General features: G+C 64.9%; 25 protein-coding genes, 2 tRNA genes and 1 pseudogene. 9 read left to right on the forward strand and 19 right to left on the reverse strand.

What is annotated here, in order from left to right; all coding sequences use genetic code 11:
• Positions 1-10: 10 nt before the first annotated feature.
• A complete protein-coding gene (locus H1S04_RS07215) occupies positions 11-592 on the reverse strand; it encodes a murein L,D-transpeptidase family protein (protein WP_181744829.1) in 582 nt (193 codons plus the stop codon).
• Positions 592-1773 carry a MalY/PatB family protein gene (locus H1S04_RS07220; protein WP_181744830.1) on the reverse strand — a complete coding sequence of 394 codons (1182 nt, stop codon included), beginning with the start codon at positions 1771-1773 and terminating at the stop codon, positions 592-594. Before H1S04_RS07220 ends, H1S04_RS07215 begins: the two co-directional genes overlap by 1 nt.
• Before the next feature lie 71 nt (positions 1774-1844).
• On the opposite strand from H1S04_RS07220, the gene def (H1S04_RS07225) reads away from it, so the two are divergent.
• From def (H1S04_RS07225) to H1S04_RS07245, 5 genes are all read left to right on the forward strand, one after another.
• Positions 1845-2372, forward strand: a complete 528-nt coding sequence (def, locus tag H1S04_RS07225; RefSeq protein ID WP_181744831.1) for a peptide deformylase — start codon at positions 1845-1847, stop codon at positions 2370-2372.
• A gap of 5 nt (positions 2373-2377) precedes the next feature.
• Entirely contained in the window at positions 2378-2617 is a 240-nt protein-coding gene (locus H1S04_RS07230) for a DUF1272 domain-containing protein (RefSeq protein WP_181744832.1), read from the forward strand.
• Positions 2614-3117: a peptide deformylase gene (def, locus tag H1S04_RS07235; protein ID WP_181744833.1), complete on the forward strand. Its 504-nt coding sequence runs from the start codon at positions 2614-2616 to the stop codon at positions 3115-3117. Before H1S04_RS07230 ends, def (H1S04_RS07235) begins: the two co-directional genes overlap by 4 nt.
• A 59-nt stretch (positions 3118-3176) precedes the next feature.
• The gene (gene fmt / locus H1S04_RS07240; protein WP_181744834.1) at positions 3177-4070 is read left to right on the forward strand and encodes a methionyl-tRNA formyltransferase; all 894 of its coding nucleotides are present in this window, start codon (positions 3177-3179) and stop codon (positions 4068-4070) included.
• A 247-nt stretch (positions 4071-4317) separates the two neighbouring features.
• Positions 4318-4391: transfer RNA gene (locus tag H1S04_RS07245), tRNA-Gly, on the forward strand.
• Positions 4392-5218: 827 nt separating this feature from the next.
• Here the strand turns inward: H1S04_RS07245 and pcaD are convergent.
• The 9 genes from pcaD to H1S04_RS07290 form a co-directional block, all read right to left on the reverse strand.
• Positions 5219-5998 (reverse strand): 3-oxoadipate enol-lactonase, encoded by a 780-nt coding sequence (pcaD, locus tag H1S04_RS07250; protein WP_181744835.1) that lies wholly within the window; start codon positions 5996-5998, stop codon positions 5219-5221.
• A 2-nt stretch (positions 5999-6000) separates the two neighbouring features.
• Positions 6001-7359: an MFS transporter gene (locus H1S04_RS07255; RefSeq protein WP_181744836.1), complete on the reverse strand. Its 1359-nt coding sequence runs from the start codon at positions 7357-7359 to the stop codon at positions 6001-6003.
• Positions 7360-7397: 38 nt separating this feature from the next.
• Positions 7398-8183, reverse strand: coding sequence for a benzoate diol dehydrogenase BenD (benD, locus tag H1S04_RS07260; RefSeq protein WP_181744837.1), 786 nt, complete (start codon positions 8181-8183; stop codon positions 7398-7400).
• Entirely contained in the window at positions 8180-9208 is a 1029-nt protein-coding gene (benC, locus tag H1S04_RS07265; protein WP_181744838.1) for a benzoate 1,2-dioxygenase electron transfer component BenC, read from the reverse strand. Before benC ends, benD begins: the two co-directional genes overlap by 4 nt.
• A gap of 32 nt (positions 9209-9240) precedes the next feature.
• Positions 9241-9750 carry a benzoate 1,2-dioxygenase small subunit gene (benB, locus tag H1S04_RS07270; RefSeq protein ID WP_181744839.1) on the reverse strand — a complete coding sequence of 170 codons (510 nt, stop codon included), beginning with the start codon at positions 9748-9750 and terminating at the stop codon, positions 9241-9243.
• Complete coding sequence (locus H1S04_RS07275) at positions 9747-11099, reverse strand: Rieske 2Fe-2S domain-containing protein (protein ID WP_181744840.1); 1353 nt, start codon at positions 11097-11099, stop codon at positions 9747-9749. The genes benB and H1S04_RS07275 overlap by 4 nt, the downstream gene beginning before the upstream one ends.
• Positions 11100-11213: 114 nt before the next feature.
• Positions 11214-12152, reverse strand: a complete 939-nt coding sequence (catA, locus tag H1S04_RS07280) for a catechol 1,2-dioxygenase (RefSeq protein WP_181744841.1) — start codon at positions 12150-12152, stop codon at positions 11214-11216.
• A gap of 63 nt (positions 12153-12215) precedes the next feature.
• Positions 12216-12506, reverse strand: a complete 291-nt coding sequence (gene catC / locus H1S04_RS07285) for a muconolactone Delta-isomerase (RefSeq protein ID WP_181744842.1) — start codon at positions 12504-12506, stop codon at positions 12216-12218.
• A 2-nt stretch (positions 12507-12508) separates the two neighbouring features.
• Positions 12509-13699, reverse strand: a complete 1191-nt coding sequence (locus H1S04_RS07290; RefSeq protein ID WP_181744843.1) for a muconate/chloromuconate family cycloisomerase — start codon at positions 13697-13699, stop codon at positions 12509-12511.
• 166 nt (positions 13700-13865) lie between these two features.
• Here H1S04_RS07290 and H1S04_RS07295 point away from each other — a divergent pair, with 166 nt between their 5' ends.
• Together H1S04_RS07295 and H1S04_RS07300 are read left to right on the forward strand one after the other, a co-directional pair.
• Complete coding sequence (locus tag H1S04_RS07295; RefSeq protein WP_181744844.1) at positions 13866-14807, forward strand: LysR family transcriptional regulator; 942 nt, start codon at positions 13866-13868, stop codon at positions 14805-14807.
• A gap of 61 nt (positions 14808-14868) precedes the next feature.
• A pseudogene (locus H1S04_RS07300) lies at positions 14869-15626 on the forward strand (IS5 family transposase).
• A 208-nt stretch (positions 15627-15834) separates the two neighbouring features.
• Here the strand turns inward: H1S04_RS07300 and H1S04_RS07305 are convergent.
• The 8 genes from H1S04_RS07305 to H1S04_RS07340 form a co-directional block, all read right to left on the reverse strand.
• Positions 15835-16614 (reverse strand): DUF1684 domain-containing protein, encoded by a 780-nt coding sequence (locus tag H1S04_RS07305; RefSeq protein WP_181744845.1) that lies wholly within the window; start codon positions 16612-16614, stop codon positions 15835-15837.
• The gene (locus tag H1S04_RS07310) at positions 16611-17375 is read right to left on the reverse strand and encodes an ABC transporter ATP-binding protein (protein WP_181744846.1); all 765 of its coding nucleotides are present in this window, start codon (positions 17373-17375) and stop codon (positions 16611-16613) included. The genes H1S04_RS07305 and H1S04_RS07310 overlap by 4 nt, the downstream gene beginning before the upstream one ends.
• Entirely contained in the window at positions 17372-18178 is an 807-nt protein-coding gene (locus H1S04_RS07315) for an ABC transporter ATP-binding protein (protein WP_181744847.1), read from the reverse strand. Before H1S04_RS07315 ends, H1S04_RS07310 begins: the two co-directional genes overlap by 4 nt.
• On the reverse strand, positions 18175-19026 hold the full coding sequence (locus H1S04_RS07320; RefSeq protein ID WP_181744848.1) for an ABC transporter permease: 852 nt from the start codon (positions 19024-19026) through the stop codon (positions 18175-18177). The genes H1S04_RS07315 and H1S04_RS07320 overlap by 4 nt, the downstream gene beginning before the upstream one ends.
• Positions 19023-19982, reverse strand: a complete 960-nt coding sequence (locus H1S04_RS07325) for an ABC transporter permease (protein WP_181744849.1) — start codon at positions 19980-19982, stop codon at positions 19023-19025. Before H1S04_RS07325 ends, H1S04_RS07320 begins: the two co-directional genes overlap by 4 nt.
• A 6-nt stretch (positions 19983-19988) precedes the next feature.
• Entirely contained in the window at positions 19989-21473 is a 1485-nt protein-coding gene (locus H1S04_RS07330) for an ABC transporter substrate-binding protein (protein WP_181744850.1), read from the reverse strand.
• A gap of 117 nt (positions 21474-21590) precedes the next feature.
• On the reverse strand, positions 21591-22100 hold the full coding sequence (locus H1S04_RS07335; RefSeq protein ID WP_181744851.1) for a cytochrome C-552: 510 nt from the start codon (positions 22098-22100) through the stop codon (positions 21591-21593).
• 29 nt (positions 22101-22129) lie between these two features.
• Complete coding sequence (locus H1S04_RS07340; RefSeq protein WP_181744852.1) at positions 22130-23404, reverse strand: sulfite oxidase; 1275 nt, start codon at positions 23402-23404, stop codon at positions 22130-22132.
• Between the two features lie 217 nt (positions 23405-23621).
• On the opposite strand from H1S04_RS07340, the gene H1S04_RS07345 reads away from it, so the two are divergent.
• A tRNA-Leu gene (locus tag H1S04_RS07345) sits at positions 23622-23707 on the forward strand.
• Positions 23708-23732: 25 nt separating this feature from the next.
• A complete protein-coding gene (locus H1S04_RS07350) occupies positions 23733-24365 on the forward strand; it encodes a 5'-methylthioadenosine/S-adenosylhomocysteine nucleosidase (RefSeq protein WP_181744853.1) in 633 nt (210 codons plus the stop codon).
• The last annotated feature ends 36 nt before the right edge of the window (positions 24366-24401 follow it).

Genomic DNA, 24401 nt, shown 5'->3' on the forward strand with positions numbered 1-24401 from the left:
CTTTTTGGAATCAGGGGCGGATTTCGACCTCGGTGCCGAGGGGGGTCGCCGCGAACAGTTCCTCGATCTGGGGATTGTCAATGGCGACGCAGCCCTCGGTCCAGTCGCCCTTGACGCGGTAGCCCGCGGCGATCTGGTTCGGCTGGCCGTGGATGAAGATGTCACCGCCGGGGTTGTAGCCCCCCTTCTTCGCGCGGGCGCGATCCTCGGGCCGGGGATAGTCGATGCCGAGCGAGAGGTGAAACTTGCTGCGGTCGTTTCGGCGGTCGATCTTGTATACGCCCTCCGGCGTCTTGCCGTCGCCCTGCATCACCTTGTCTCCCGCGGGGGCAAAGCCCAGGGCGATGCGGTATTCGCGCACACGCTTGCCGTCCTGATAGGCGGTCAGACGGCGCGCGCCCTTTTCGATCAGGATGCGGTCGATCTTGCCTCGCAAGGGCTGGCTGAGGTCAGGCGGCTGCGGGCGCGCGACCGGCGGCGTCGGGTCCGGCGCCACAGGCGGGGCCGGGCGCCGGATCAGTTCGCCCCCGAACATCGACCACAGCAGCCACAGGACCAGCAGCAGCAGAAGGATGCGCAGGAGCTTTTTCATCATTGCAGGTCAGCGAAAGCGGCCCGCAGCCGCGCCACGGCAGTTTCGACATTTGCGCGCGGCGTGGCGAGGTTGAAGCGGATATGCCCCTCGCCGCCCTTGCCGAAGGTCTCGCCCGCGTTCGCAGCGATCTTCGCATCCTTCGCAAGACGCGCCTTCACCTCGTCCGGGGTCATGCCGGTGCCCGTCAGATCGACCCAAGACAGATAGGTCGCCTCCAGCGGCATCGAGCGCAGGCCGGGAATGGTGCTCACCCCGGCATCGAAGACCTGCCGGTTGCCGTCCAGATAGGTGATGAGCGCATCGACCCATGCCGCCCCTTCGGGCGAATAGGCGGCAGCGACCATGTCGACGCCGAACATCCCCGGCGACAGTCCAAGGCCCAGCAATTGCGCCTTGTAGGCCGCGCGCAGAACCGGATCGGCGATGATCGCATTGCCGACATGGGCGCCGGCGATATTGAAGGTCTTGGTGGCGGCGGTCAGGGTGATCAGGCGGTTGGCGATCTCGGGTGCGGCCTTGGCCATGACGGTGTGGCTGTGGCCGGGCATGACCAGATCGTGGTGGATCTCATCGCTGATGAGGATCAGTTCGTGCCGAGCGCAGAAATCCGCGACCTGGCGCAGTTCTTCCGGCGTCCACACGCGACCGCCGGGGTTGTGGGGGCTGCACAGGATCAGCATCGTCTCGCGCCCGGTCAGCAGTTCCGCCCAACTGTCCCAATCCATGACATAGCGGCCATCCTCGGTGGCCAGCGGAAACTCGGCCACCTCGCGGCCCTGCGCGCGGATAACCCGCGAAAAGGCGTGATAGACGGGCGTCATCAGGATCACCCGGTCGCCGGGACGGGTAAATGCCTGTACCGCCAGCGCCGTGCCGTTGACCAGCCCGGCCGCCGTCAGGATCCAGTCGGGATCGACCTGCCAGCCGTGACGGCTGTCCATCCACCACTGGATGTTCGCCAGATAATCCGGGTGGGCCGACGGATAGCCATAGATGCCATGCGCGGCCAGCCGCTCCACCGCCCGCTGAACCGGCGCCGGCGGCCGGAAATCCATGTCGGCCACCCACATCGCCAGACCTTCCGCGGTCGGCACGCCGTAGATCGCCTCCATATCGTCCCATTTGTTGCAATTGGTGCCGCGGCGATCGATGATCTGGTCGAAATCGGGTGTGGTCATGGTTCCTCCTGGTCGGGGATATGGATAGGCAGCTTATTGCGCCGCGCCAAGCCTTGTCCTAGATCACGAGCATGACAATTCGCCCGATCCTCATTCACCCGGATCCGCGCCTGAAGAAGGTGACCGATCCCGTCGCCCGCATCACGCCCGAGATCGAGACGCTTGCCGCCGATCTGCTGGCGACCATGTATGACGCCCCCGGCGTCGGCCTCGCCGCGCCGCAGGTCGGCGTGCTGAGCCGCATGTTCGTCATGGATGCGCAGCGCGATCCGCAGGCCGAACCGCAGCCGATGGTGCTGATCAACCCGGAAATCACCTGGGAATCCGACGAACTGAACGTCTATGAAGAAGGCTGCCTGTCGATCCCCGAACAATATGCCGAGGTGACCCGCCCCGCCGCCGTGCGCGTCAGCTGGCTGGGACTGGATGGCAAGACCCATGAACGGGATTTCGACGGGCTCTGGGCCACTTGCGCCCAGCACGAGATCGACCATCTGGACGGCGTGCTGTTCATCGATCATATCAGTGCCATGCGCCGGCAGATGATCACCCGCAAGATGGTCAAGCTGAAGCGCGATCGCGCGCGGGAAATGGGGTAATTCTGATGATGGAACTTCGTCCGAACTGCGAATGCTGCGACCGCGATCTCGCGCCCGACGCCCCGGCGCTGATCTGCACCTTCGAATGCACCTTCTGCCCCGATTGCGCGCATGACGTGCTGGGCGGGATCTGCCCGAATTGCGGCGGCAATTTCGCCCGGCGACCGGTGCGTCCGCCGGCCATGCTGGCGAAATATCCCGCTTCGACCAAACGCGTTCTCAAGCAGGGCGGCTGCGCCGCGTGACCGCCCGCCCCTTCCTGCCCTATGCCGACCGCCGCCTGCACATCGCCGCGCAGCCGGTCGAGGCGGTGACCGAGGCCGTCCGCATGATCTGGGACGACATGGTCGACACGATGGAGGCCATGCCGGGTGTGGGCCTTGCCGCGCCGCAGATCGGGATCATGCTGCGGCTGGCGGTGGTCGATGCCTCGGACAAACGCGGACAGGCGGTGCGAATGGCCAACCCGGAAATCCTGCATTCCTCGGTCCAGTTCCGCAGTCACGAGGAAGCCAGCCCCAACCTGCCCGGCGTCTCGGCCCATATCACCCGACCGCGTGCGGTGACGGTGCGCTTCCTGAACGAACAGGGCGAGGTCGAGGAGCGGGATTTCGTCGGGCTGTGGGCGACCTCGGTTCAGCATCAGATCGATCATCTGAACGGCAAGGTCTATGTCGATCATCTGACGCCCCTGCGGCGCAAGATGCTGGTGGCGAAATCCGGCAAGCTGGCAAAGCGGGGCTAGGGCCGCCGGGGCTTTGCCCCGGACCCCAGGATATTGGGACCAAAGTGAAAGAGGGCGCGATGCGGGTTGTCTTCATGGGAACGCCGGAATTTTCGGTCGCAGCGCTGAAAGCGGTTGCCGCAGCGCATGAGGTCATCTGCGTTTATACCCAACCCCCGCGCGAGGCGGGCCGGGGCCAGAAGCCGCGCCCCTCGCCGGTGCAGGCCGCCGCCGAGGCGTTGGGGATCGAGGTGCGCTGCCCACGTTCGCTGAAGGGGGCGGAGGCGCAGGCCGAATTTGCGGCGCTCGGGGCCGATGTGGCTGTGGTCGTGGCTTACGGGCTGATCCTGCCGCGGGCGGTGCTGGATGCACCCCGGCTGGGTTGTCTGAACATCCATGCCTCGATCCTGCCGCGCTGGCGGGGCGCGGCGCCCATTCACCGCGCGATCATGGCGGGCGATGCCGAAACCGGCGTCGCCATCATGCAGATGGAGGCGGGGCTGGACACAGGGCCGGTGCTGGCCGAGGCGCGCACACCGATCGGGCCCGAGGAAACCACCGCCGATCTGCACGACCGGCTGGCCGCGATGGGCGCCGGGCTGATCGTCGATGTGCTGGCGCGGTTGCCAATGGCGGCGGTGCCGCAGCCCGCCGAGGGCGTCACCTATGCCAGCAAGATCGACAAGGCCGAGGCGCGGATCGACTGGACCCGTCCCGCGGCCGAGGTCGACCGGCTGATTCGCGGGCTGTCACCCTTTCCCGGCGCCTGGTGCGAGATCGCGGGCGAGCGGGTGAAGCTGCTGCGCTCGCGCGTGATTGCCGGCGACGGGGCGCCGGGCGAGGTCTTGGGCGGCTTTCGGGTGGCCTGTGGCATCGGCGCCGTCGAGGTGCTGCAGGCGCAACGCGCCGGAAAGCGCCCGATGGAGGCATCGGAGATCTTGCGCGGACTGTCCCTGCCCGCGCGATTGGGGTGAGGCAAGGCGCGCTTTGCCGGATATTGAAGCGCCCCCTCGCTTGATTCGGTCTGCGTCGGCAAGGGGAGAGGTATTGCGGCGCTGCCGGCCGGGAAGCGATCTTTTCCACGGTTCACAGCGTGGCGCGTGAGGGTCGGATCGGTTCAGAGGGGTCGATGCCATTCGGGCCGCGACACGCCAAAGCCCTGCGCGATCCGCACCACCAAGCCTTGCGCGAGGCGCTGACGCAGCCTAAAAGGGGCGCGTTGCGGGTGTAGCTCAATGGTAGAGCAGCAGCCTTCCAAGCTGAATACGTGGGTTCGATTCCCATCACCCGCTCCAAACCAGCCGCCACCAGGACGGTCTTAGCCACTGGAAACTATGAATTTTTAGCGAATAGCGGCAGATACCTCTCTTGAACTCATCACCGCGTCCCGCAACATCCTGTAGCGCGTCATAAAAACCGGGGCGGTGAAGAACGGTGAAGCGTGTGCTTAAACGCGAGTTCAGGTTGAGCTATGCGCCAGGCGCATAGATCGGTAGCCTAAAACTGCCTGTTGCGAGAGTAATTTCCGCCTGCCGCTCGCTCGAGGCGAGACTGGTCGCCGGGATACAGTGGAGGCCACGAGTTCCAATTCCCAGGCCTGATGACGGTTTCAGCCATACGCTGTTTCAGCAGCCACGCTCCTACGACACTGTCCGTGTAAAGGTGCCAGCCTAGCGACGCTATGTCCGCCATAAAGCTGGCCTCTCGGCTGCACTTAGCTGAGATGGAGGCAGTCCGAGCCGACTGGATCACCACCTTTGACCGAACGTCCTTGAGTTCCGCCCCCTGCCTTCACCTTTTTCTCATGATGATGCCAAGGCGTAGGCCAGACATCTACAGCCAGCAAATCAGCGACCATCGCGTCGAATGCTGGCCAGGACCATTCGAAATCATACATCACCAATCAGACCGGCAGGGAGGCGGAGTAAAGGACGGGACGTGCCGGTCATGTGATTGCCAGCTGGAAGTAGGGTGAGAAGTGGCGTCCGGCGCCGCAGCGACCGAGCTGTAACTGCATGCGGCAGGCGGTGCCGAGATTCGGTATCCTGTCAGTACCCGCCAGAATACCGTCCGACTGCGGCGCGAGGAACATCCGCGGTGAGGTCAAGTAACGTGTGGCACCTCAACTGAGGAAAGCCCTCAGGCTGGTATTGAATTGTGCGGCGGACTCCACGTTTACGATATGGCGGCCGGGCAGCGAAAGGTGTCGCCCGTCGCGGACGCCCTTTGCGATGGCGTCAAGATCGGCCGGCGGACAGACCGGATCCTCGCTGCCCGAAATCGCCAGCAACGGGTTGGCAATCTGGTCAAGACAGTCGCGCAAATCCGCCGCCGCAAGGGCCGCACAGCACCCGACATAGCCCTCGGTCGCGGTCGCCGCAAAGCTGGTCAGGATCTGGTCCACGGTCGCAGGGCCCTGCTGGCGGAAGGCTGGTGTGAACCATCGTTCTGCGGTCGCGGGGACAAGCTGGATAAGTCCGTTTGTGCGAACCTCGGCGATGCGGGCATTCCAGCCGTCAGCGGTGCCGATCCGCGCGGAGGTAGCGCTGACCGCAACGCGGTCGAGCCGCGCGCCGTGATGGATCGCCAGCCACTGCCCAGTCAGTCCGCCAATGGACAGGCCGCAGAAGTGCGTTCGGCCAATCGCAAGCGTATCCAGCAGCGCGATCACGTCGCCGCCCAGATCGGCCAGGCCGTAGGGCGGCGGTGGCACAGATGATTTGCCATGGCCGCGCCGGTCATAGCGCAGGATGCGGAAATCGCCGGCCAAGGCTTCGGCTTGGGCGTCCCACATATGCATATCGGTGCCCAGGGAGTTGCAGAAGGTCAGCCATGGTCTGTCCGCTGCCGGCCCGTCGATCCGGTAATGAATGCGATGGGTCGGCAGGTCCAGATAGGGCATGGTCAGGCTTTCACGACAAGGCTGTCATCTTCCGGCGCGGCAGATGCTGCCGCATTGCCGCTGCCGGGGTTGCTCAGCGCGTAGACCAGCATCGCCATGGCGGCGATTGCCGCGGGGATCGCGAAGATCAGAAAGTTCTGGCCCAGCGGCAATTCCCGCGCCAACAGCACCCCGCCGATCGTCGGCCCGACGATGGCGCCGATCCGGCCCACCCCCGAGGCCCAGCCAAGACCCGTCGAGCGCACAGACAGATTGTAGAGTTGCGCGACACTGGCATAGAGCAGGATCTGCGTGCCGATGGTCGTGGCCCCGGCGATGAAGACCAGCAGGAACAGCACCGCCGGTGCCGGGTTCATGCCGATCAGCGCGATGGACAGCGCCGCGGCGGCGAAATAGCCGATGACGACCTTCGGCAGTCCCAACCGGTCGCCCAGCCAGCCGCCGGCCACCGCGCCTGCCATGCCGCCGAAATTCAGCGCGAACAGGCTGAGAAGGCTGGCGCGCTCGGCATAGCCGGCCTCTTGCAGCACCTTGGGCAGCCAGGACGACAGCAGATAGACCAGCAGCAGGCAGCAGAAGAACGAAGCCCAGAGCATCAGCGTCGGCAGGCTGCGGCCGTGGCGGAACAGTTCGGCGACCGAGGCGGAGGCGCCCTTCTTCTCGCTGAAAACCAGCCGGTCATCCTCGGCAAGCGGTGTATCGGGGGCGACCTTGGCGAAGATGCGGCGCGCCTCCTCCTGCCTGCCCTCGCGGATGAGGAACCCCAGCGACTCGGGCAGCTTCCACAGCACCAGCGGAAACAGCAGCAGCGGGACGGCGGCGACGAAGAACATCGGCTTCCAGCCGAGTTCGGGGATGATCCCGATCCCAAGACCCGCCGCGACCATGCCGCCCACCGAATAGCCCGAGAACATGATGGCGACCATGGTGCCGCGCAGGCGTCTGGGCGCGTATTCGTTCATCAGCGCGACCGCGTTCGGCATCAGGCCGCCGCAGCCAAGCCCCGCGATGAAGCGGAAGATCTTGAACTGCTCGGGCGAGTTGGCAAAGCCGGTCAGAACGGTGGCCGAGGTGAACAGCACGAAGCTGATCGCGACCCCCTTCTTGCGACCGATCCTGTCGGCCAGCGACCCGAGGACAAGCGCCCCGAACATCATCCCGAACAACGCCCAGGCCTGCAGCGCGCCGGCCTGCGGCTTGGTCAGGCCCCATTCGGCGATCAGCGTCGGAAGCACCGTCCCGGCCACGAAAACGTCGTAGCCGTCCACGATCAGCAGCACGCCGCACAGCGCGACCACCATCCATTGAAACCGTCCGAACGGGCTTCGGTCTATCGCCTCGTTCACGTCGATATTGCGCATTTCGTTTCCTCCCTGAAATGCTGTTTGACTGGCTGCGATCAGCCCGTGTCGCCACCGGCGACCGGCAGAATGGAGCCGGTGATGTAGGATGCCTCGTCCGAAGCCAGAAACAGGATCGGCGCGGCCTGTTCCTCGATGGTGCCGTAGCGGTGCATCGGCGCCGATTGCTTCACCTGATCCACGACTTGCGACATCCATGCCTTTTCGGCCTCGCTGTCACCTTCGGCATTGCGGGGAATGCGGCGGGGCGGTGCCTCGGTCCCGCCCGGCGCCGTGGCGACGACGCGGATATTCTGACTGGCCAGTTCCATCGCCAGCGATTGCGTGATGGCATTGATGCCACCCTTGGCCGCAGAATAGGGCACGCGGTGGATGCCGCGCGTCGCGTTCGAGGATACGTTGACGATGGTGCCCCCACCCCGCGTTGCCAGATGCGGCAGGACCGCCCGGCAGCAATAGAGCGTCGGCATCAGCGAGCGGCGGATCTCGGCATCGATCTGGTCCGGTTCGAATTCAGCATAGGGCCGCATGCGGATCGCGCCGCCGACATTGTTGATCAGAATGTCGATGCCGCCGAAGGTCTGGGCGGCATGACGCATCGCGGCGTCGCAGCCATCCCAGCTTTCCAGATCGGCGTTGAATGCGGCCGCATTGTCACCCGCCTCGGCCGCGACTTCGGCGACGAAGTCGGCCCGGTCCACCAGCAACACCTTGCCGCCCTCGGCTGCGGCGCGCAGGGCGACTGCGCGGCCGATCCCCTGCGCGGCGCCGGTGACAACCAGAACCTTGCCGGCGAAGCGGGCTGCAAAGACAGGCCCGCTCATGCAACGGCCTTTTGGGGTTCGTTCGGGGTGAATTTCTCGTAGTGAAAACTGGCGGTCTGGATAGCGTTCTCGTCCAGATAGCGGCGGACGGCATCGACCATCGGCGGGGGGCCGCACAGATAAACCTCGACCTTGCCGGTCGCCAGCATGTCCTCGGGCATGTGCTGCGTGACCCAGCCCTTGCGCGGGTGATCCGAAGCCGCGTCCGCGACCACGGTGTCATAGGTGAAGTTCGGCAGGCGGTCGGCATAGGCGGCCAACTGATCCACCAGCACCAGATCCAGATCGCGGGTGACGCCATAGATCAGGTGAACCTGCCGCTGTGATCCGGCGCGGGCCAGAACTTCCAGCATCGACAGGAAGGGGGCAAGTCCGGTCCCCCCCGCCAAAAACAGCAGCGGGCCGTCACCCTCGCGCAGATAGAAACTGCCCATCGGGCCCGTCAGGGTCAGTTGGTCGCCCGGTTTAGCACCAGCAAGCCAATTGCTCATCAGCCCGTCCGCGATCTTCTTGATCAGAAAGCTAAGCTGATTTTCGCCCGGCGGGCTGCTGAAGGAATAGCACCGGTGTGCGCCGCTGCCGGGAACGTCGATATTGACATATTGCCCCGGCAGAAAGACCGGCGCGGCAGCGGTATCCTCGACCGCCAGTTCCAGCACCACGGCGGCGTCGTGATGCGGCTGAACCCGCGTCACCGTGGCGGCGAAGGACTGCTGGCCGGTCTTGCAGGCCTGCGAGGTCGTGGGCACCGACAGCACGCAATCGGATGACGGCACCATCTGGCAGGTCAGGACCAGCCCCTCGGCGGCCTCGTCGCCAGTCAGGGCATCGTCGATATATTCGTCGCCCAGATCATAGGTGCCGCTTTCGGCGCGGCATTTGCAGGTGCCGCACACCCCGTCCGAGCAGTCCATCGGTAGGTTGATCTTTTTGCGATAGGCCGCATCAAGAACCTTCTCTCCCTTTTTGCAGTCAACGAAACGGGTGATCCCGTCCTCGAAATTCAGGGCGATCCTGTAGCACATGGCTTCCTCCTCGCATGTGTGCTGGGTGGAGATCAGACGTGATAGACGTCGATGACCTGGCGGATGTAATCGTTCTTCAGGACGATCTTCTTGGCCACGATCTGCAGCCCGTCATCGCCCCTGCGCAGGGTCACGAACATGGTTCCGAAGAACTGATCCGTGACCTTGTAGCGGTGGTTCAGGGTGTGAAAGTTGTAGCGGATATCGACCTCGGCCCCGCGATCCTCGATCACCTCGACATTCAGGACGGCGTGGCTGGTGCGCGGCTCGGGCGTGGATGCGCCGGAACGCTCGGTCTTGATCCGAAAGACCCGGTCCTCAAGCCCGCTGCGGTCGGGATAGTAGATCAGCGAAATTTCGGATTGCGGATCCTCGGTCGGCTGGTCGTTGTCGTCCCAAGCGGGCATCCAGTAGGACGCATCGGGCGCATAGCAGGTCAGCCATTCGTCCCATTCGCGGTCGTCCAGCAGGCGCGCCTCGCGGTAGAGAAACGCACAGATGGCGTCATAGCCGATAGCGGAAGTGGTGTGATCGAGGCTCATGCCGCTTCTCCTTTCTTCTCGGCGGGCAGCGCGTCGCGCATGACCTTGGCCCAGTATTCGTGCTGGCAGACGAACAGCCCCTCATCCTCGCTGCGCTCGCCTGAGATCAGCGGTGTCAGGCCCATGCGGGTGGCATTGTCGTCCGGGCCGTGAATCCACAGCGGCGCGCCGCGCGACATGTCGTTCCACAGGGGCGCGGCATAGGCGGTCTGGCAGGCGCGAAATTCCTCCAGATCGTCCGACGTGCCCATGCCCGAGACGTTGAAGAAATCCTCGTATTGGCGGATGCGGTTGGCGCGGTCCTCGGCGCTTTCTCCCTTGGGGCCAAAGCAGAAGATGGTGACTTCGGTCTTGCCGACGCCTAACGGGCGGACCACGCGGATCTGGGTGCTGAACTGGTCCATCAGGAACACGTTCGGATAAAGGCACAGGTTGCGGGTCTGGTTGACGATGAAACCGGCCTTGTCCTCGCCCACACGCGCGGCTATTTCCTCGCGGCGGTTGTAGACCGGGCGGACTTCGGGGTTTCTGGTATTGGTCCACAAAAGGATATGACCGTTATCGAAGCCGTAAACGCCCGCGACTGACTTGCTCCAACTGTTGGCATCGACGGCCTTGGTGCCGGTTTCGCTGCGGCGATCCATGGTCGTGGCATAGTTCCAGTGGACCGAGCTGACGTGATAGCCGTCGCAGCCGTTCTCCATCTGCAGCTTCCAGTTGCCGTCATAGATGTAGGAGGAGTTGCCGCGGAGAACTTCCAGTCCCTCGGGGGCCTGATCGACGATCTGGTCGATGATGGTGGTGGTTTCGCCCAGATAGTCCTTCAGGGGCGCGACATCGGGGTTGAGGCTGCCGAACAGGAAACCGCGATAGCTTTCGAAGCGGGCAACCTTGGTCAGGTCATGCGAGCCATGGGTGTTGAACTGGTCGGGATATTGGGTCGTCTTGGCATCCTTGACCTTCAAGAGCTTGCCGGTGTTGGAGAACGTCCAGCCGTGGAAGGGGCAGGTGAAACTGCCCTTGTTGCCCTGTTTGCGGCGGCACAGCATTGCGCCTTTATGGGCGCAGGCATTGATGACGGCGTTCAGATCGCCATTCTTGTCGCGGGTGATGACGATCGGCTGACGACCGATCCAAGTGGTGTAGTAATCGTTGATTTCCGGGATCTGGCTTTCATGCGCCAGATAGACCCAGTTGCCTTCGAAGATGTGCTTCATCTCCAGTTCGAACAGATCCTCGTTCGTGAAGATGTCGCGGCGGCAACGATATAGACCGGCTTCCTGGTCGTCCTGCACGGCCACCGCCAGCAGGTGATTGAGATCGCGGGCTTTTTCGATGATCGCGGACATGAGTTCTCCTTCCCCAGAGGATGCGCCCGGTGCGGGCAAGCCCCTGCCAATGTCGGTGATGAATGATCGGGCTGAGGGTCCGGGCGGCGCAGGTGGTCGCCCGGACAGCGCCGCTTACGCGGCGGCGCGGCGGCGCTGTTCGTTGATCTGGTTGTCGACGCCATCGACAAGCGCGGTCAGGCGTATGTCGAAGCTGATCTCGGCGAAGGGGCCGTTCAGCTTGTTGGCGCGGATGCTTTCGTCATCGCTGCGCTCGATAACGCGTGGCACCAGCCCTTCGCGGGTGGCATAGGCGAAATCGTCGTCGATCAGCGGATCGCCCTCGATATTGATCTGGGTGGTCAGCTTGCGGTGATCCGGGGCACTGATGAACAGATGGATATGCGCCGGGCGTTGGCCGTGGCGGCCAAGGGCCGTCAGCAGCTTTTCGGTCGGGCTGCCGGGGGGCACCCCATAGCCGCTGGGCAGGATGCTCTGGAATTTGTAGCGGCCCTGATCGTCGGAGATGATGGTGCGGCGCATGTTGAAGTCGGATTGCAGCCCGGTCGGGTCGAAATGCGAATAGAAGCCGCGGGTGTCACAATGCCAGACCTCGACCTGCGCGCCGGGCAGCGGCGTGCCGTCCGAGCCGTAGACGGTGCCGTGCATGATCAGCGTATGGCCGTCGGTGTCGCGACCGTCGTCCAGACGGGCAAAGCCGTGTTCGACCGGCGCGCCAGCCACGTAAAGCGGGCCTTCGATGGTGCGGGGGGTCGGATTCTCAATCCCCAGTTCGGCGTCGATGGCGTCCAGCCGCTCGTCGATGAAGTGATCGAGACCGAGGCCGGGCGAGATCAGGCCCGCCTGTCCCGCCGCACCCAGATCATTCAACCAGGCAATACCGGTCCAGTATTCGTCGGGGGTGATGTTCAGGTCGTCGATGGCGCGAAACAGGTCCGACATCAGCCGGTGCACGATCTCCTTCATGCGCGGATTGCCATCGCTGCTGTTCAGCCCGCTGAGTTCGTTCAGGAATTCCTGCACATCGGGGCGGTTGAAAATCTTGACGGTCATCGGGTTCTCCTCCTGGATTCATTTTGAAACTGGGCAGGACGGCTTGGCGCGGTCCCGTTGGGGTCAGCTATCGTCCTCGCGGATGGCTGAGGGGTGGCGCAGAAGTGGCGTGACCTTGATATCCATGAACGGAAACAAGGGCAGGCCGGACAGGATGTCATGCAGCTCGGCATTGTCCCGCACGTCGAAGATGCTGACATTCGCGTATTGCCCGGCCACGCGCCAAATGTGACGCCATTTTCCCTGACGCTGCAGGTCCTGCGAATAGGCCTTTTCGCGGGCCAGAATCTCCGCCCGTTCATCGGCGGGCAGATCGCGCGGGATCTTCACGTCCATGGATACATGGTAAAGCATCGCTACTCCTTTCCCTCGGGCAGGCTGATCGTCCTGCGGATGCCGTCGCGGGCGAAGAAGGCCACGCGGTCCTCATCCAAAGTCACGCCAATGCCAGGGCCGGTCGGAACGGTCAGCGCGAAGTCGCTGTAGTTCAGGGGCTCGGCCAGGATGTCCTCGGTCAGCAGCAGGGGGCCGAACAGTTCGGTGCCCCATTGCAGATTGGCGAAGGTCGCGAAGGCATGGGCCGAGATGACGGTGCCGACCGCGCCTTCCAGCATCGTGCCGCCGTAAAGGCCTATCCCGGCGGCATCGGCGATGGCCGCGACGCGCAGGGCGTTGAAGGCGCCGCCGCTTTGCTCCAGCTTGACCGCAAAAACATCGGCGCCGTGGACGCGGGCGAGTTCAAAGGCGCTTTCCGGGCCGGTGAGCGATTCATCGGCCATCAGCGCCACAGGGAAACGGCGCACCAGCCGGGTCAGCGCGGCGGTTTGCGCGACGGGCTGTTCGACCAGCTCGCAGCCCGCATCCGCCAGCGCGGCCATGCCGAAGGCGGCCTCGGTTTCCGACCAGGCCATGTTCACGTCGACACGCACCGCCGCCCGGTCGCCAAGCGCGGCCTTGATCGCCGCCACATGGGCAATGTCATCACGGATCGCGCGCGCGCCGATCTTCAGCTTGAAGACGCGGTGACGGCGCAGGTCCAGCATCTGTTCGGCCTCGGCAATGTCGCGGGCGGTGTTGCCCGAGGCCAGCGTCCAGGCGACCGACAGCCGGTCGCGTCGGCGCCCGCCCAGAAGCTCGCTGACCGGCAGGCCAAGGCGCTTGCCCTGCGCATCCAGCAGCGCGGTTTCCACGGCGGATTTGGCAAAGCGGTTCTCGCGCACCATCTGCCCGATCCGCGCCATCAGCGCCTGCACCCGCGTCGCATCCTGCCCCAGCATCACCGGCGCGAACCAACAATCGATATTGGTCTTCATGCTTTCCGGGCTTTCGCCGCCATAGGCGAGGCCGCCGATCGTCGTGCCCTCGCCGATCCCGACGATCCCGTCGCTGCAATGAACGCGGACCAGCATCAACACCTGACCGTTCATGGTCGCGACCGACAGCTTGTGAGGCCGGATCGTCGGCAGATCGAGGATCACCGTTTCAACCCGAGAGATGACCGGGGCGGCGGCAGAGCCTGTGGCGAAGGGGGCGAATGAATGTTCCATGACGCCAAATTGCGCCTTGCAGGTGCCATCAGTCCAACACCGTTTGCGTTTGAAATGATACCTTCAAGGTATTATCATTGAAAATACCCAGCTATTCAGCGGTATGCTGCGCCGCAGCATACCTGAAATGAGGGCAAAATCAGGGCGCGAGAACGGGAGAATCACTTTGGACCTTCGGCAATTGCGCTATTTCACCGCCGTCGCGCGCGAGCGGAACTTCACCCGTGCCGCAGCGGCATTGCATATCGCGCAGCCGCCGCTGAGCCGCCAGATCCAACTGCTGGAGGAGGAGTTGGGCGTTACCCTGATCCTGCGCGACAGCCGGCCGATCAAATTGACCGATGCCGGGCGATTGTTCTATGAACAGGCGCTTCAGATCCTGGGCCGCGTCGACCAGATGAAGGATGCCACGCGCCGGGTCGGGCTGAACCGCAATCAGGTGCTGCCCATCGGCTTTGTCGCCTCGACGCTGTATGGCGGCTTGCCGACGCTTATCCGAAAGCTGCGCCAGAGCGCGCCAGAGCTCGATATCCAGCTGCTTGAAATGCTGTCGATCCAGCAGATCCCGGCCCTGAAGGAAGGCCGCATCGACCTTGGCATTGGTCGCCTGAAGCATCACGATCCGAATATCGCCAGCGCGGTCCTGCGTCAGGAGCGGTTGGTGGTCGCGCTGCCAGAGGATTCGGCGCTTGCGCAGCAGGACGGCCCGATGCCGCTGTCGATGCTGGCCGGTCAGCGGCTGATCGTCTACCCGAACGCGCCGCGACCCAGCTATGCCGACCAGATCCTGACCCTTTTGCAGGATCACGACATCCGCCCCAGCGACGTGCTGGAAATGCGCGAGATCCAAAGCGCGCTTGGTCTGGTCGCGGCGGATTCCGGGATCTGCATCATCCCGTCTTCAGCACGGCAGATGCGGTCGGACCTGCGCTATCGGGTGATCGACGATCCCGGCGCGACCTCGCCCGTAATCCTCTATTACCGCGCGGGCGACAGATCGCGCCATCTCGACCTGGTCAAGCGGCTGATCAGCGATATGTATGCCGAAAACCCGATTTGGCTTTCGGACAACAACCTGCCAGGGGTCCCGGACGCAGGGCAGGACTAGGCCCAGACCCGTTGATTTCAGTCATCTGGCGCGATTCAGGCACCACAAGGAGACCTGATGGATGAGCAACCTTTGCTTGCTGACCGCGCCCAGATGGAGCGCCTCAAGCCGTTTTTTTCCCAAAAGCCATGGCAAACCCGCCGTCGATGATTGCCGTGTCCTCAGCGGCATGATCTTCATCAATCGTAATGGGTTGCAGTGGGGTGACGCGCCGAAAGAATACGGCCCGGGCAGAGCCCTTTACAACCGCCTGGAAGCGCCGGAGCGACAACGGGGCCGTCACCCGGATCATGGTGGGCCTGGCCGCTGGAAGCGCCGAGCACAAGACCATCATGATCGGCGCGACCTAACTCAAGGCACACCGCACCGCGTCGAGCCTGTGCGTGAAAAAGGGGGTCGTGGACGCCGGATTGGGCGGACCAAAGGTGGCGCGAACACGAAGCTGCACGCCCGTGCCGATGCAACGGGGCGCCCGATCGGCTTCTTCATGTCGGCCGGTCAGGTCAGCGATTACACCGGCGCTGCGGCGCTGCTGGGCGGCCTGCTGAAGGCAGGGTGGCTTCCGGCTGATCGGGCGATGACGCTGACTGGTTCAGAGAAGCTTGGAAAGACAAGGGGACAAAGGCCTGCACTCCCGGCCGGAAGACTCGCAGGAAAGCCGTCAAATACGACGAGCGGCGCTACAAACGGTGCAACCGCATCGAGATAATGTTCGGTCGCCTCAAGGACTGGCGGCGCGTCGCAACGCGATACGACCGATGTCCCGAGACCTTCTTCTCCGCCATCCTGCTCGCCGCAACCGCCTTGTTCTGGCTGTGAAATTCAGTGAGTCTTGAGCTTGGGCAAACACGCTCAGGATCCCGCACCATTTCCCGCAGCATTGCCAAACTCCCTTGATCGGCTTGAAAATATTTCATGTTTATTTTCAATTCATTAAGATCTATCTGAAGTTGTCGGAATTTTGCTTCTGGTGCCCATCGCCCGCTCCAATCCTCCGCATGTATCAGATGACCGGCGCGCCCCTGCATCAGTCGTGACCCGCCGGCTTCTTCTCGCCCGCCCGGATCGCGAAGGGAATGATGTTCTGACGCGGCGGCAGCGGACAGACGGCGAAATCGGTATAGGCGCAGGGCGGGTTGAAGGCCTTGTTGAAGTCCAGCACCAGTTTGTCGCCCTCGACCTCGCCGATTAGGAAGCGCGCGGCCCCGTAGGTTTCGGCGCCCGCCGTCCGGTCGCGGATCACGAACATCGGCTTGCCGGATTTCTCATGCGTCGGCAGCAGAGTGACCTGCTGGCCGTCATGGGTGAAGCGGGCCTCGTGGGTGATGCGGACGCGGTCGCGCGCGCCGGTCACCAGGTCGATATCCAGATCCTGCGGCTGAGGCAGCAGGATCCAGTCAGCGAGGGTCCGCCACGCAGGATCGAGGGGATAATAGTCGATGCCGGGGAAATTCTGCCGCGCGGGCGCCGCGGCATCGCGGACGCGCAGGGCATAGATGCCCTCGACCTGGCTGCGTTCCAGCAGCAGATCGCCGACCTTCAGGCGCGGCGGGTTGTCGGGAACGGGCTGGAAGGGCTGCGGCCCTGCCCCGGCGTCAAAGGTGGCGGTTCCATCCGGGGCAAGATCCAGCACGCCCAGATGGTCCGGCCCGGCCGAGATCACCACGTCATTATCCGGCGCGCGCCCCACGGTCATCCGGCCCGGCGCGACCTCGATCCGGTCGGTCAGGTTCAGCCAGCCATCCTCGGCCGTCAGCGCGGCCAAGCGATCCGCGCGCCAGTCTTCGATCTCGGTCTGATAGGTCATCGGGCGGTCTCCTTCGGTTCGGGCAGCCGGGGCAGGCTGGCCAGCAGCATCCGCGTATAGGGGTGCTGAGGGTTTTGCAGAATCTGGCGGGTCGCGCCCGCCTCGACCACGCGGCCATGTTGCAGCACGATCAGGCGCGGGCACAGGGCGGCGACAATGGCGATATCGTGCGAGACCAGCACCAGCGTCAGTTCGCGCGACAGATCGGCCAAGAGGTCGATCACCCGCACGCGGGTGGACAGGTCGAGCGCGCTGACCGGTTCATCCGCCAGCAGCACGCGGGGCCGCGCGATCAGGGCGCGGGCGATGGCGATGCGCTGCCGCTGGCCGCCGGAAAAGGCGCGCGGAAGCCGCCGGGTGCTGTCCTGCGGCAGGTTCACCGCCGCCAGCACTCGGGCGATCTCGGCCTGCGCATCGCCCGGCAGGCCGAGCGCGGCGTGCGGTTCGGCCAGGGCGCGGCCGATCCGCATCCGGGGATCGAGCGAGGTATAGGGATCCTGAAACACCGGCTGGGCGAAGCGGCGATGGGCCTGCATCCGGGCGCGGGACTGAATGTCGAGCGGCGTGCCGTCAGCGGTCAGCACCCCCGCGCTCGGCGCGGCCAGACCCAGCATAAGCCGCAGAAGCGTCGACTTGCCGGACCCGCTTTCGCCGAGGATGCCGAGGTTCTGCCCCGCCTCCAGCGACAGCGAGACATCGTGCAACACGGTGTCGCCGCGCGGATAGGCATAGCTGACCTCCTTCAGCACGAACAGGCTCATGCCGGGGTCTCCAATGCCGATTCCAGCCGGCGGGCGGCGGCGACCAGACCCTGCGTATAGGGGTTCTGGGGGTCGGTGAAAACGCGCGCGGTGGCGCCTTCCTCGACCGCGCGGCCCTGCCGCATGACGATCACCCGGTCGGCAACGCGCGAGACGACCGGCAGGTCGTGGCTGATGAACAGAAGCGACAGGCCCGCATCGCGGACAAGGCTGTCGAGCAGGTCCAGCACCTCGGCCTGGGTCGAAACATCCAGCGCGGTGGTCGGCTCGTCCGCGATCAGCAGGCGCGGGCCGCAGGCGAGCGCCATGGCGATGGCGATACGCTGACGCTGCCCGCCCGAAACCTCGTAGGGCCATGATTTCAGGATGCGCTCGGGCTCCGGGATGGCGACGCGGTCCAGCCAGCGGATCTGTTCGGCGCGCAGATCCGCCGCCGAAAGCGCCCGGCCCTCGCGGGCGGCGCGGCGGCGGATCGGCGCGGCCAGTTGGTCGCCCAGACGCATCAGCGGGTCGAGTGCGGCGCGCGAATCCTGAAACACTACCGCCGCGACCGCGCCGCGCAGGGGCACCAGATCGCGGTCGGGCTGGCCGACCATCTGCTGCCCGTCCAGCAGGACCGATCCGCCTGCCGTCAGGCCGGGCGCCAGCAGCCCGACGATGGCCATCGCCGTCAGCGATTTGCCCGAGCCGCTTTCGCCGACCAGCCCCAGCCTTTCGCCAGGCCCCAGATCGAAGCTGACGCCGTGGACCAGCTCGCGCGGGCCGGCGGAAACGGTCAGGTCGGTGACGGTCAGCAGGCTCATGGCAGCGGCCCTTTCACGCCCAGTTCGAGGTCTTCGTCGGGGGTCAGGGCCTCGCCATCCGAGTCGATCAGATCGCGCAGCCCGTCGGCGAGGAAGTTGATGCCCAGCACCAGCGACACCAGCGCCAGCCCCGGCGCGATCACCCCCATGGGCGCGCGGAACACCGTCGATTGCGCCTGCTGCAGCAATTGCCCCCAGCTGGCATTGGGCGGCGGCGTGCCGAGGCCCAGGTAGGACAGCGAGGCCTCGGCAATCACTGCGAGGCCGAATTGCAGCGCCAGCGCGACGAGGATGGTGGGGAAGATATTGGGCAGGATATGGGCAAAGGTGATCCTGCCCCAGCCGAGGCCCGAGCAGCGCGCGGCGGTGATGTAATCCTGCGTCAGCACGCGTTTGGTCAGGATGCGGACCAGCCGGGCGATGATCGCCGACATGGCGAGGCCAATGGCGAGAATGGCGGTCCACAGGCTCGCCCCGTCGCTGGCGGCCACGACCAGCATCGCCAGCAGCAGCGTCGGGAAGGCGATCAGGATGTCCAGCGTGGCCGCCAGCGCATCGTCCAGACCCCGGCGCGCGAAGGCGGCGAGCACCCCCAGCGTGGTCCCGATCAGCCCGCCCAGCAGGGTCGCGCCAATGCCCACGGTCATGGCGATCCGCGCCCCGATCATCACCTGCGTCAGGTAATCGCGCCCCAGCCGGTCGGTCCCGGCCGGATGCGCCCAGCTTGGCGGCGACAGCCGGCCGCCCGCCATCTCGGCCGGGCCGTAGGGCAGCCAGACCAGCGTCAGCAGCGCCACGGCAGCGTTCAGTCCGACCAGAACGATGCCGATCCACAGGTTACGTTTCATCGCCCCGCCCCCGGATCGCGCAGGCGCGGGTCGATCAGCCGCTGGACCACATCGGCGGCAAAGCCGATCAGCAGCACCATCAGGGTCGAGATCAGAAGCACCCCCTGCACGCTGGGATAATCGCGCTGCTGGATGCCCAGAAGCAGCATGGACCCCAGACCCGGCAGGGTGAACACCCGTTCCACCACCACCGCGCCCAGCAGGGTCGAGGCGAGTTCGATCCCCAGAATCGACACCACCGGCACCGCGCCATTGCGGATGCCGTGGCGGATCAGCGCCCGACCCTGCGTCTCGCCCAAGGCGCGGGCGTTGCGCAGATAATCCGCGCCCAGCACGTCCAGCGTGGCCGAGCGGACATAGCGCAGCAGCGAGGCGCTCATCACGATGGCAATGGTGATGACCGGCAGGATCAGCGCCCGGACCGCTGCCCGAGGATCCGCCCAGCCATCGATGGGAAAGCCCGAGGCCGGCAGCAGCCGCCATTCGATCGCCACCAGCCAGACCAGCAGGATCCCGATCCAGAAGACCGGCACCGCGATGCCAAGCTGCGACACCGCCGAGATCAGCGCCCCATACCAGCGATCCGCCCGCACCGCGGCGACAATGCCCAGGGGCACGGCGATACAGAAGGCCAGCAGGAAAGAAGCCAGCGTCAGCGGCAGGGTGATGGTCAGCCGGGCCAGGATCTCGGGCAGGACCGGCTGGTTCGAGACGAAGGAATTGCCGAGATCGAAACGCGCGAGGTCCGACAGAAACCGGCCCAGCTGCACCCAGACCGGCTGATCCGATCCGACCTGCGCACGGGCCGCCGCGATCTGCGCCTCATCCGCGCCGACCGACAGCAGCGCCGCCGCCGGGTCGCCCGGCAGCAGGCGCAGCAGCACGAACAGCACCAGCCCCGCCGCGATCAGCGACAGGGCCAGCACGACGGTTCGGCGCAGAAGATAGCGGCCCATCGGCGCTTATTTCGACTTCTCGATCCCGCGCAGGAAGAACTGCGAGTTCAGCCCGTTGACCGGATAGCCGGTGACATTCGCCGCCGAAACGACGATCTGCGGATAGAGGAAGAACCAGTTCGAGGCGGCTTCTTCGGCGATGATCCGGTTGGCCTCGCGCAGCTTGGCGGTGTGCTCCTCCTCGGTCGCGACCTCCTCGGCCTCGGCGATCAGGCGCGTGACATCGGCATTGTTGTAGCCCCAGTAAAAATCCGGGTTGCCGTAAAACACCACGTCACGGTGATTCACATGTTCCTGCAGCGTCGCCTGAAAATCCTTGGCCTGATAGACCTTGGTATACCATTCATTGGCGGTGATGATGTTGATGTTCACCGTCACCCCGATCTTGGCCAGTTCGGCCTTGATGAATTCCGCCGTGATCGGATGAGGGTCGTAATTCGGCGTGTCGAGCGTGAAGGTGAAGCCGTCGGGATAGCCTGCCTCGGCCAGCAGGGCCTTGGCGCTTTCGGGGTCATAGGCATCGACGCCGGTCAGATCCTCATACCAAGGATCGGTCGGCGGCACGAAGCTGCCCAAGACCATGCCCCGGTCGCCCCAGATCGCCTCCAGCAGCTTCGCCTTGTCGATGCCGCGCGCCAGTGCCTTCCTGACCTGCACATTGTCGAAGGGGGCGACACGGTCGTTATAGGCCATGATCTCCTTCACGGTCGAATTGCCTTCGGAAATCGTGAAACGCGACGGGTCCTCGAACTGCGCCAGCGCATCCGGGCTTTGAATCGTTGTCACCAGATCCAGCGCGTCGGTCAGCAGCGCGTTGTCCAGCGCTGCCGCCTCTGTGAAATAGCTGATGGTGGCGCCGCTATTCTTCGGCTTCTCGCCCCAATAGCCGTCGAAGGCCTTCAGCGAGATCGCCGAGCCGCGCTTCCAGCCGTCCAGCACGTAAGGGCCGGTGCCATCCTCGGTCGCGGTGATGTCGGTCGCGGCATCGTTCACGATCCAGACATAGCTGAGGTTATAGGGCAGCGAGATCGAGCGCGATTTCAGCGTGATCACCACGGTCTTGTCGTCGGGCGTCTCGATCCCGGCAATCGGCGCAAGGCTGCTTTTGCGCGAGGATTTCGAGCCCTCGGCCAGCACCCGCTCGATCGAATATTTCACATCCGCCGCCGTCAGCGGATCGCCGGAATGAAAGGTCACACCGTCCTGAAGCGTGAAGGTATGGGTCAACCCATCCTCGGACACGGTATGATCCGCCGCCAGCACCGGCACCACGCTGCCGTCGTCGTTCAGGCGGAACAGCGCCTCATAGACGTTGTCGTTGAACGCCTCGTTGATGCCCTGACCGGCGCCGGCGGTGTTGTCGAGGTTCTGCGGCTCATAAAGCGAACCGATGCGGATGATCGCGCTCGGGTCGGTCTCGGCCAGTGCGGGGCCGGCAAAAGGTGCCAGCGCCGCGCCGAGGGCAAGAGCAAGCTTGGGGACGAAGTGCATCAGCGTGACCTCAATGAAATCCTGTTCGCACCCACGCTAGCCAAAGTCAGGCGCGCTCGCCAGCCAAACCATTCGGCCTTGCCGGCCGCCGTGCAGAAAAGCCCGCCATTCCAGTGGTTAACGTTCGGACGAGAAATGCGTCTTGAGATAGCTCATGATCGTCGTGCGCGTTTCAGGATCGGGTTCGATCATGCCCTGCTGTTCCACCATCCACTTCCACAGATCGTCCCAGCGGGCGTCGGTAACGCGCTGCTGCTTGATGATCTCGGTCGAGTGACAGGCGACGCATTGATAGAACGTCTCCTCGGCGCCTGGCGCGTCGGGCAGGCCACCGAATTCGGGATTGGGCGGCGGACCGTCACCCTCGGCCTTTTCAGGCGCGCGCAGGGCGGTCATCGGATCGTTGGGCGAGGTCAGCCCTGCCTCGCGGATCAGTGCCTTCATCGGGTCGGGTCGGATATCCGCCGCAACTTCGGCGGGGGCGTCGGTCGCGGGTGCGGCCTCGGGTGCGGCCGCTGATATTGCGTTGGGCGGGGATGCCGGGGTGGCATCGGGTGCGGTCTGCGCGGCGGCGAGGCTTGCGCCGAGGGCACAGGCGAAGGCCAGAGGGGCGAGAAGATGGCGCATGGCGTTCCTCATTCGCTGGGGTGTCGCGGTCAGGTGGCGATCAGCGCGATGCGATGCTGGATGTTGTTGGCATAGCCGCGCGGGTTCCAGCCCGGTGAAACGGGGGGTTGGCTGACGCCGTTCATATCCGTCGCCCGCGCCCAGACCTCGTAATAGCCCGGCTGCGGCGGCGTCACTTCCGCCCGCCAGCGCTGCCAGGCGAAACGGTTGGGCGCCGGGTCCAGTTTCGCCTCCTGCCACGTCTGGCCGAAATCGGTCGAAATTTCGACCTTCGCCACGTCGCCATTCCCTGCCCAGGCATGGCCGCGCACCTCGGCCGGTTGGCCCGATGCCACCTCCGTCCCCGTTTCGGGAAAGGTGATCAGCGATTTCACCGGCATCTGCTCAAGAATGACCATGTCTTCCTCGGGCACCTCAGTGCCCGGAGCGACCGGATAGGCCGGCATCCGGTAGGAGTAACCGCCCATCTTCTCGCCGTCATGGACCTGATCGCGGACCCAGATCCGGGTCAGGTATTTGTGTGAGACCGAGCCCGGATAGCCCGGAATGACCAGCCGCAGCGGAAAGCCGTGCAGGGCGGGGACGTCCTCGCCATTCATCGCCCAGGCGATAATGCCCTCCGGCTCCATCGCCTTGGCGATCGGGACCCCGCGCGAGATGGTGTCCTTTTCCTCGCCCGAAAGGTGCGGGTCGTTGCCGTAATGGCCGGTATAGACGGCGCTCGACTTGATTCCGGCCGCGTTCAGCACATCCGCCAGCCGCACCCCGGTCCATTCCGGACAGCCGACCGCGCCCATCGTCCATTGATTGCCCGAGGTGCCGGGCTGAAAGAACGCCCGCCCATTGCCGCCACATTCGACGACCAGACGCAGGGTGACGTTCTCGAACTGCGATTTCAGGTCGTCGAGCGACAGTTCGAGCGGCTTTTCGACCTCGCCATCCACGGTCAGCACCCAGCCTTCGGCATCCGCGTCGAGGGCTGATTGCGGGACCAGACCGTTCATGCGCACGAACATGCGGTCGGTGGGCGTCACATCGTCATCCAGGAGATGCGCGGGGGTCTCCGCGTTCAGCGGCCGGTCGCTGAGGACGATCAGTCCCTTCTTGCCCGACATCAGTTCCTGCCCGGTATCCTGCGCCAGCGCCACCGGAATGATGCCCTGCGGCAGGTTGCGTTCGAACGGGATCGACATGCCCAGCATCGCGCCAAAGGCCGAAAGGCCGCTGTTGCGCAGAAAGCGGCGGCGCGGGGTCGACTGCGCGGTTTCGGTTTCGGTTTCGGGCGAAGAAGCGGAATCGGACATGACAAAACCTCCCTGGCTGCATTCGGGGCGGCAAGGCCGGGGCCCCTGACAGGCAGACCCGATCTTCCGCGGGGGCATGTTGCCAGCGCCCCGTCCCCCGATCAAGACGTCGTACAAATTTTCGGCACGGCGGCCGGCCGCTTCGGCTTGTCCCCGCCGGCGAAGCTGCTAGATTCAGCGCCGCCGGGGAAGGAAATCGATGCCTTTCCAAACCGTTGCGGGCGTGGCGGAATGGTAGACGCATGAGACTTAAAATCTTTGGGCCGCAAGGCCGTGCGGGTTCGAGTCCCGCGGCCCGCACCACCGTCCCGCAGCGAAAGACGCGCCCATGTTCCTGACCGATCTTGCCGGCACCCCCACCCTGTTCGTCATGGCTGCCGAGGCCGAATACGGCCCCGCCCTGCAAGCGCGTTTCACCCCGCTGATGACCGGCGTCGGTCCGATCGAGGCCGCGCTTGCCATGGGCATCACCCTGACCCGGATGCAGGCCGAAGGGCGATTGCCGAAGCTGGTCGTCTCGCTGGGGTCGGCGGGTTCGGCGCGGCTGGAACAGGGCGGCCTCTATCAGGCATCCTCGGTCAGCTGGCGCGATATGGATGCCTCGGCACTTGGCTTCGCAAGGGGGATCACGCCGTTTCTGGACCTTCCCGCCACCTTGTCGCTGGACCTGCATATTCCGGGCATCCCTCTGGCCACGCTGTCGACGGGGGCCGATATCGTTTCCGGCGCGGCCTACGGGGCCATTCCCGAGGATATGGTCGATATGGAAACCTTCGCGATCCTGCGCGCCTGCCAGCAGTTCGGGCTGCCGCTGATCGCGTTGCGGGGGATTTCCGACGGGGCCGAGGATCTGGCCCATGTCGGCGACTGGACGCGCTATCTGCACATCATCGACGGCCGTCTGGCGGCGGCGGTCGATCAGTTGCGCGATGCTTTGGCCGCGGGGCGGATACGGCTTTGACGGTTGCCGCGCCTGCGCACGACGCCTAAAGCGGGG

Origin of the sequence: Paracoccus sp. S1E-3 (assembly GCF_013868135.1) — a bacterium.
In the GTDB taxonomy this organism is placed as follows: Bacteria; Pseudomonadota; Alphaproteobacteria; order Rhodobacterales; family Rhodobacteraceae; genus Paracoccus.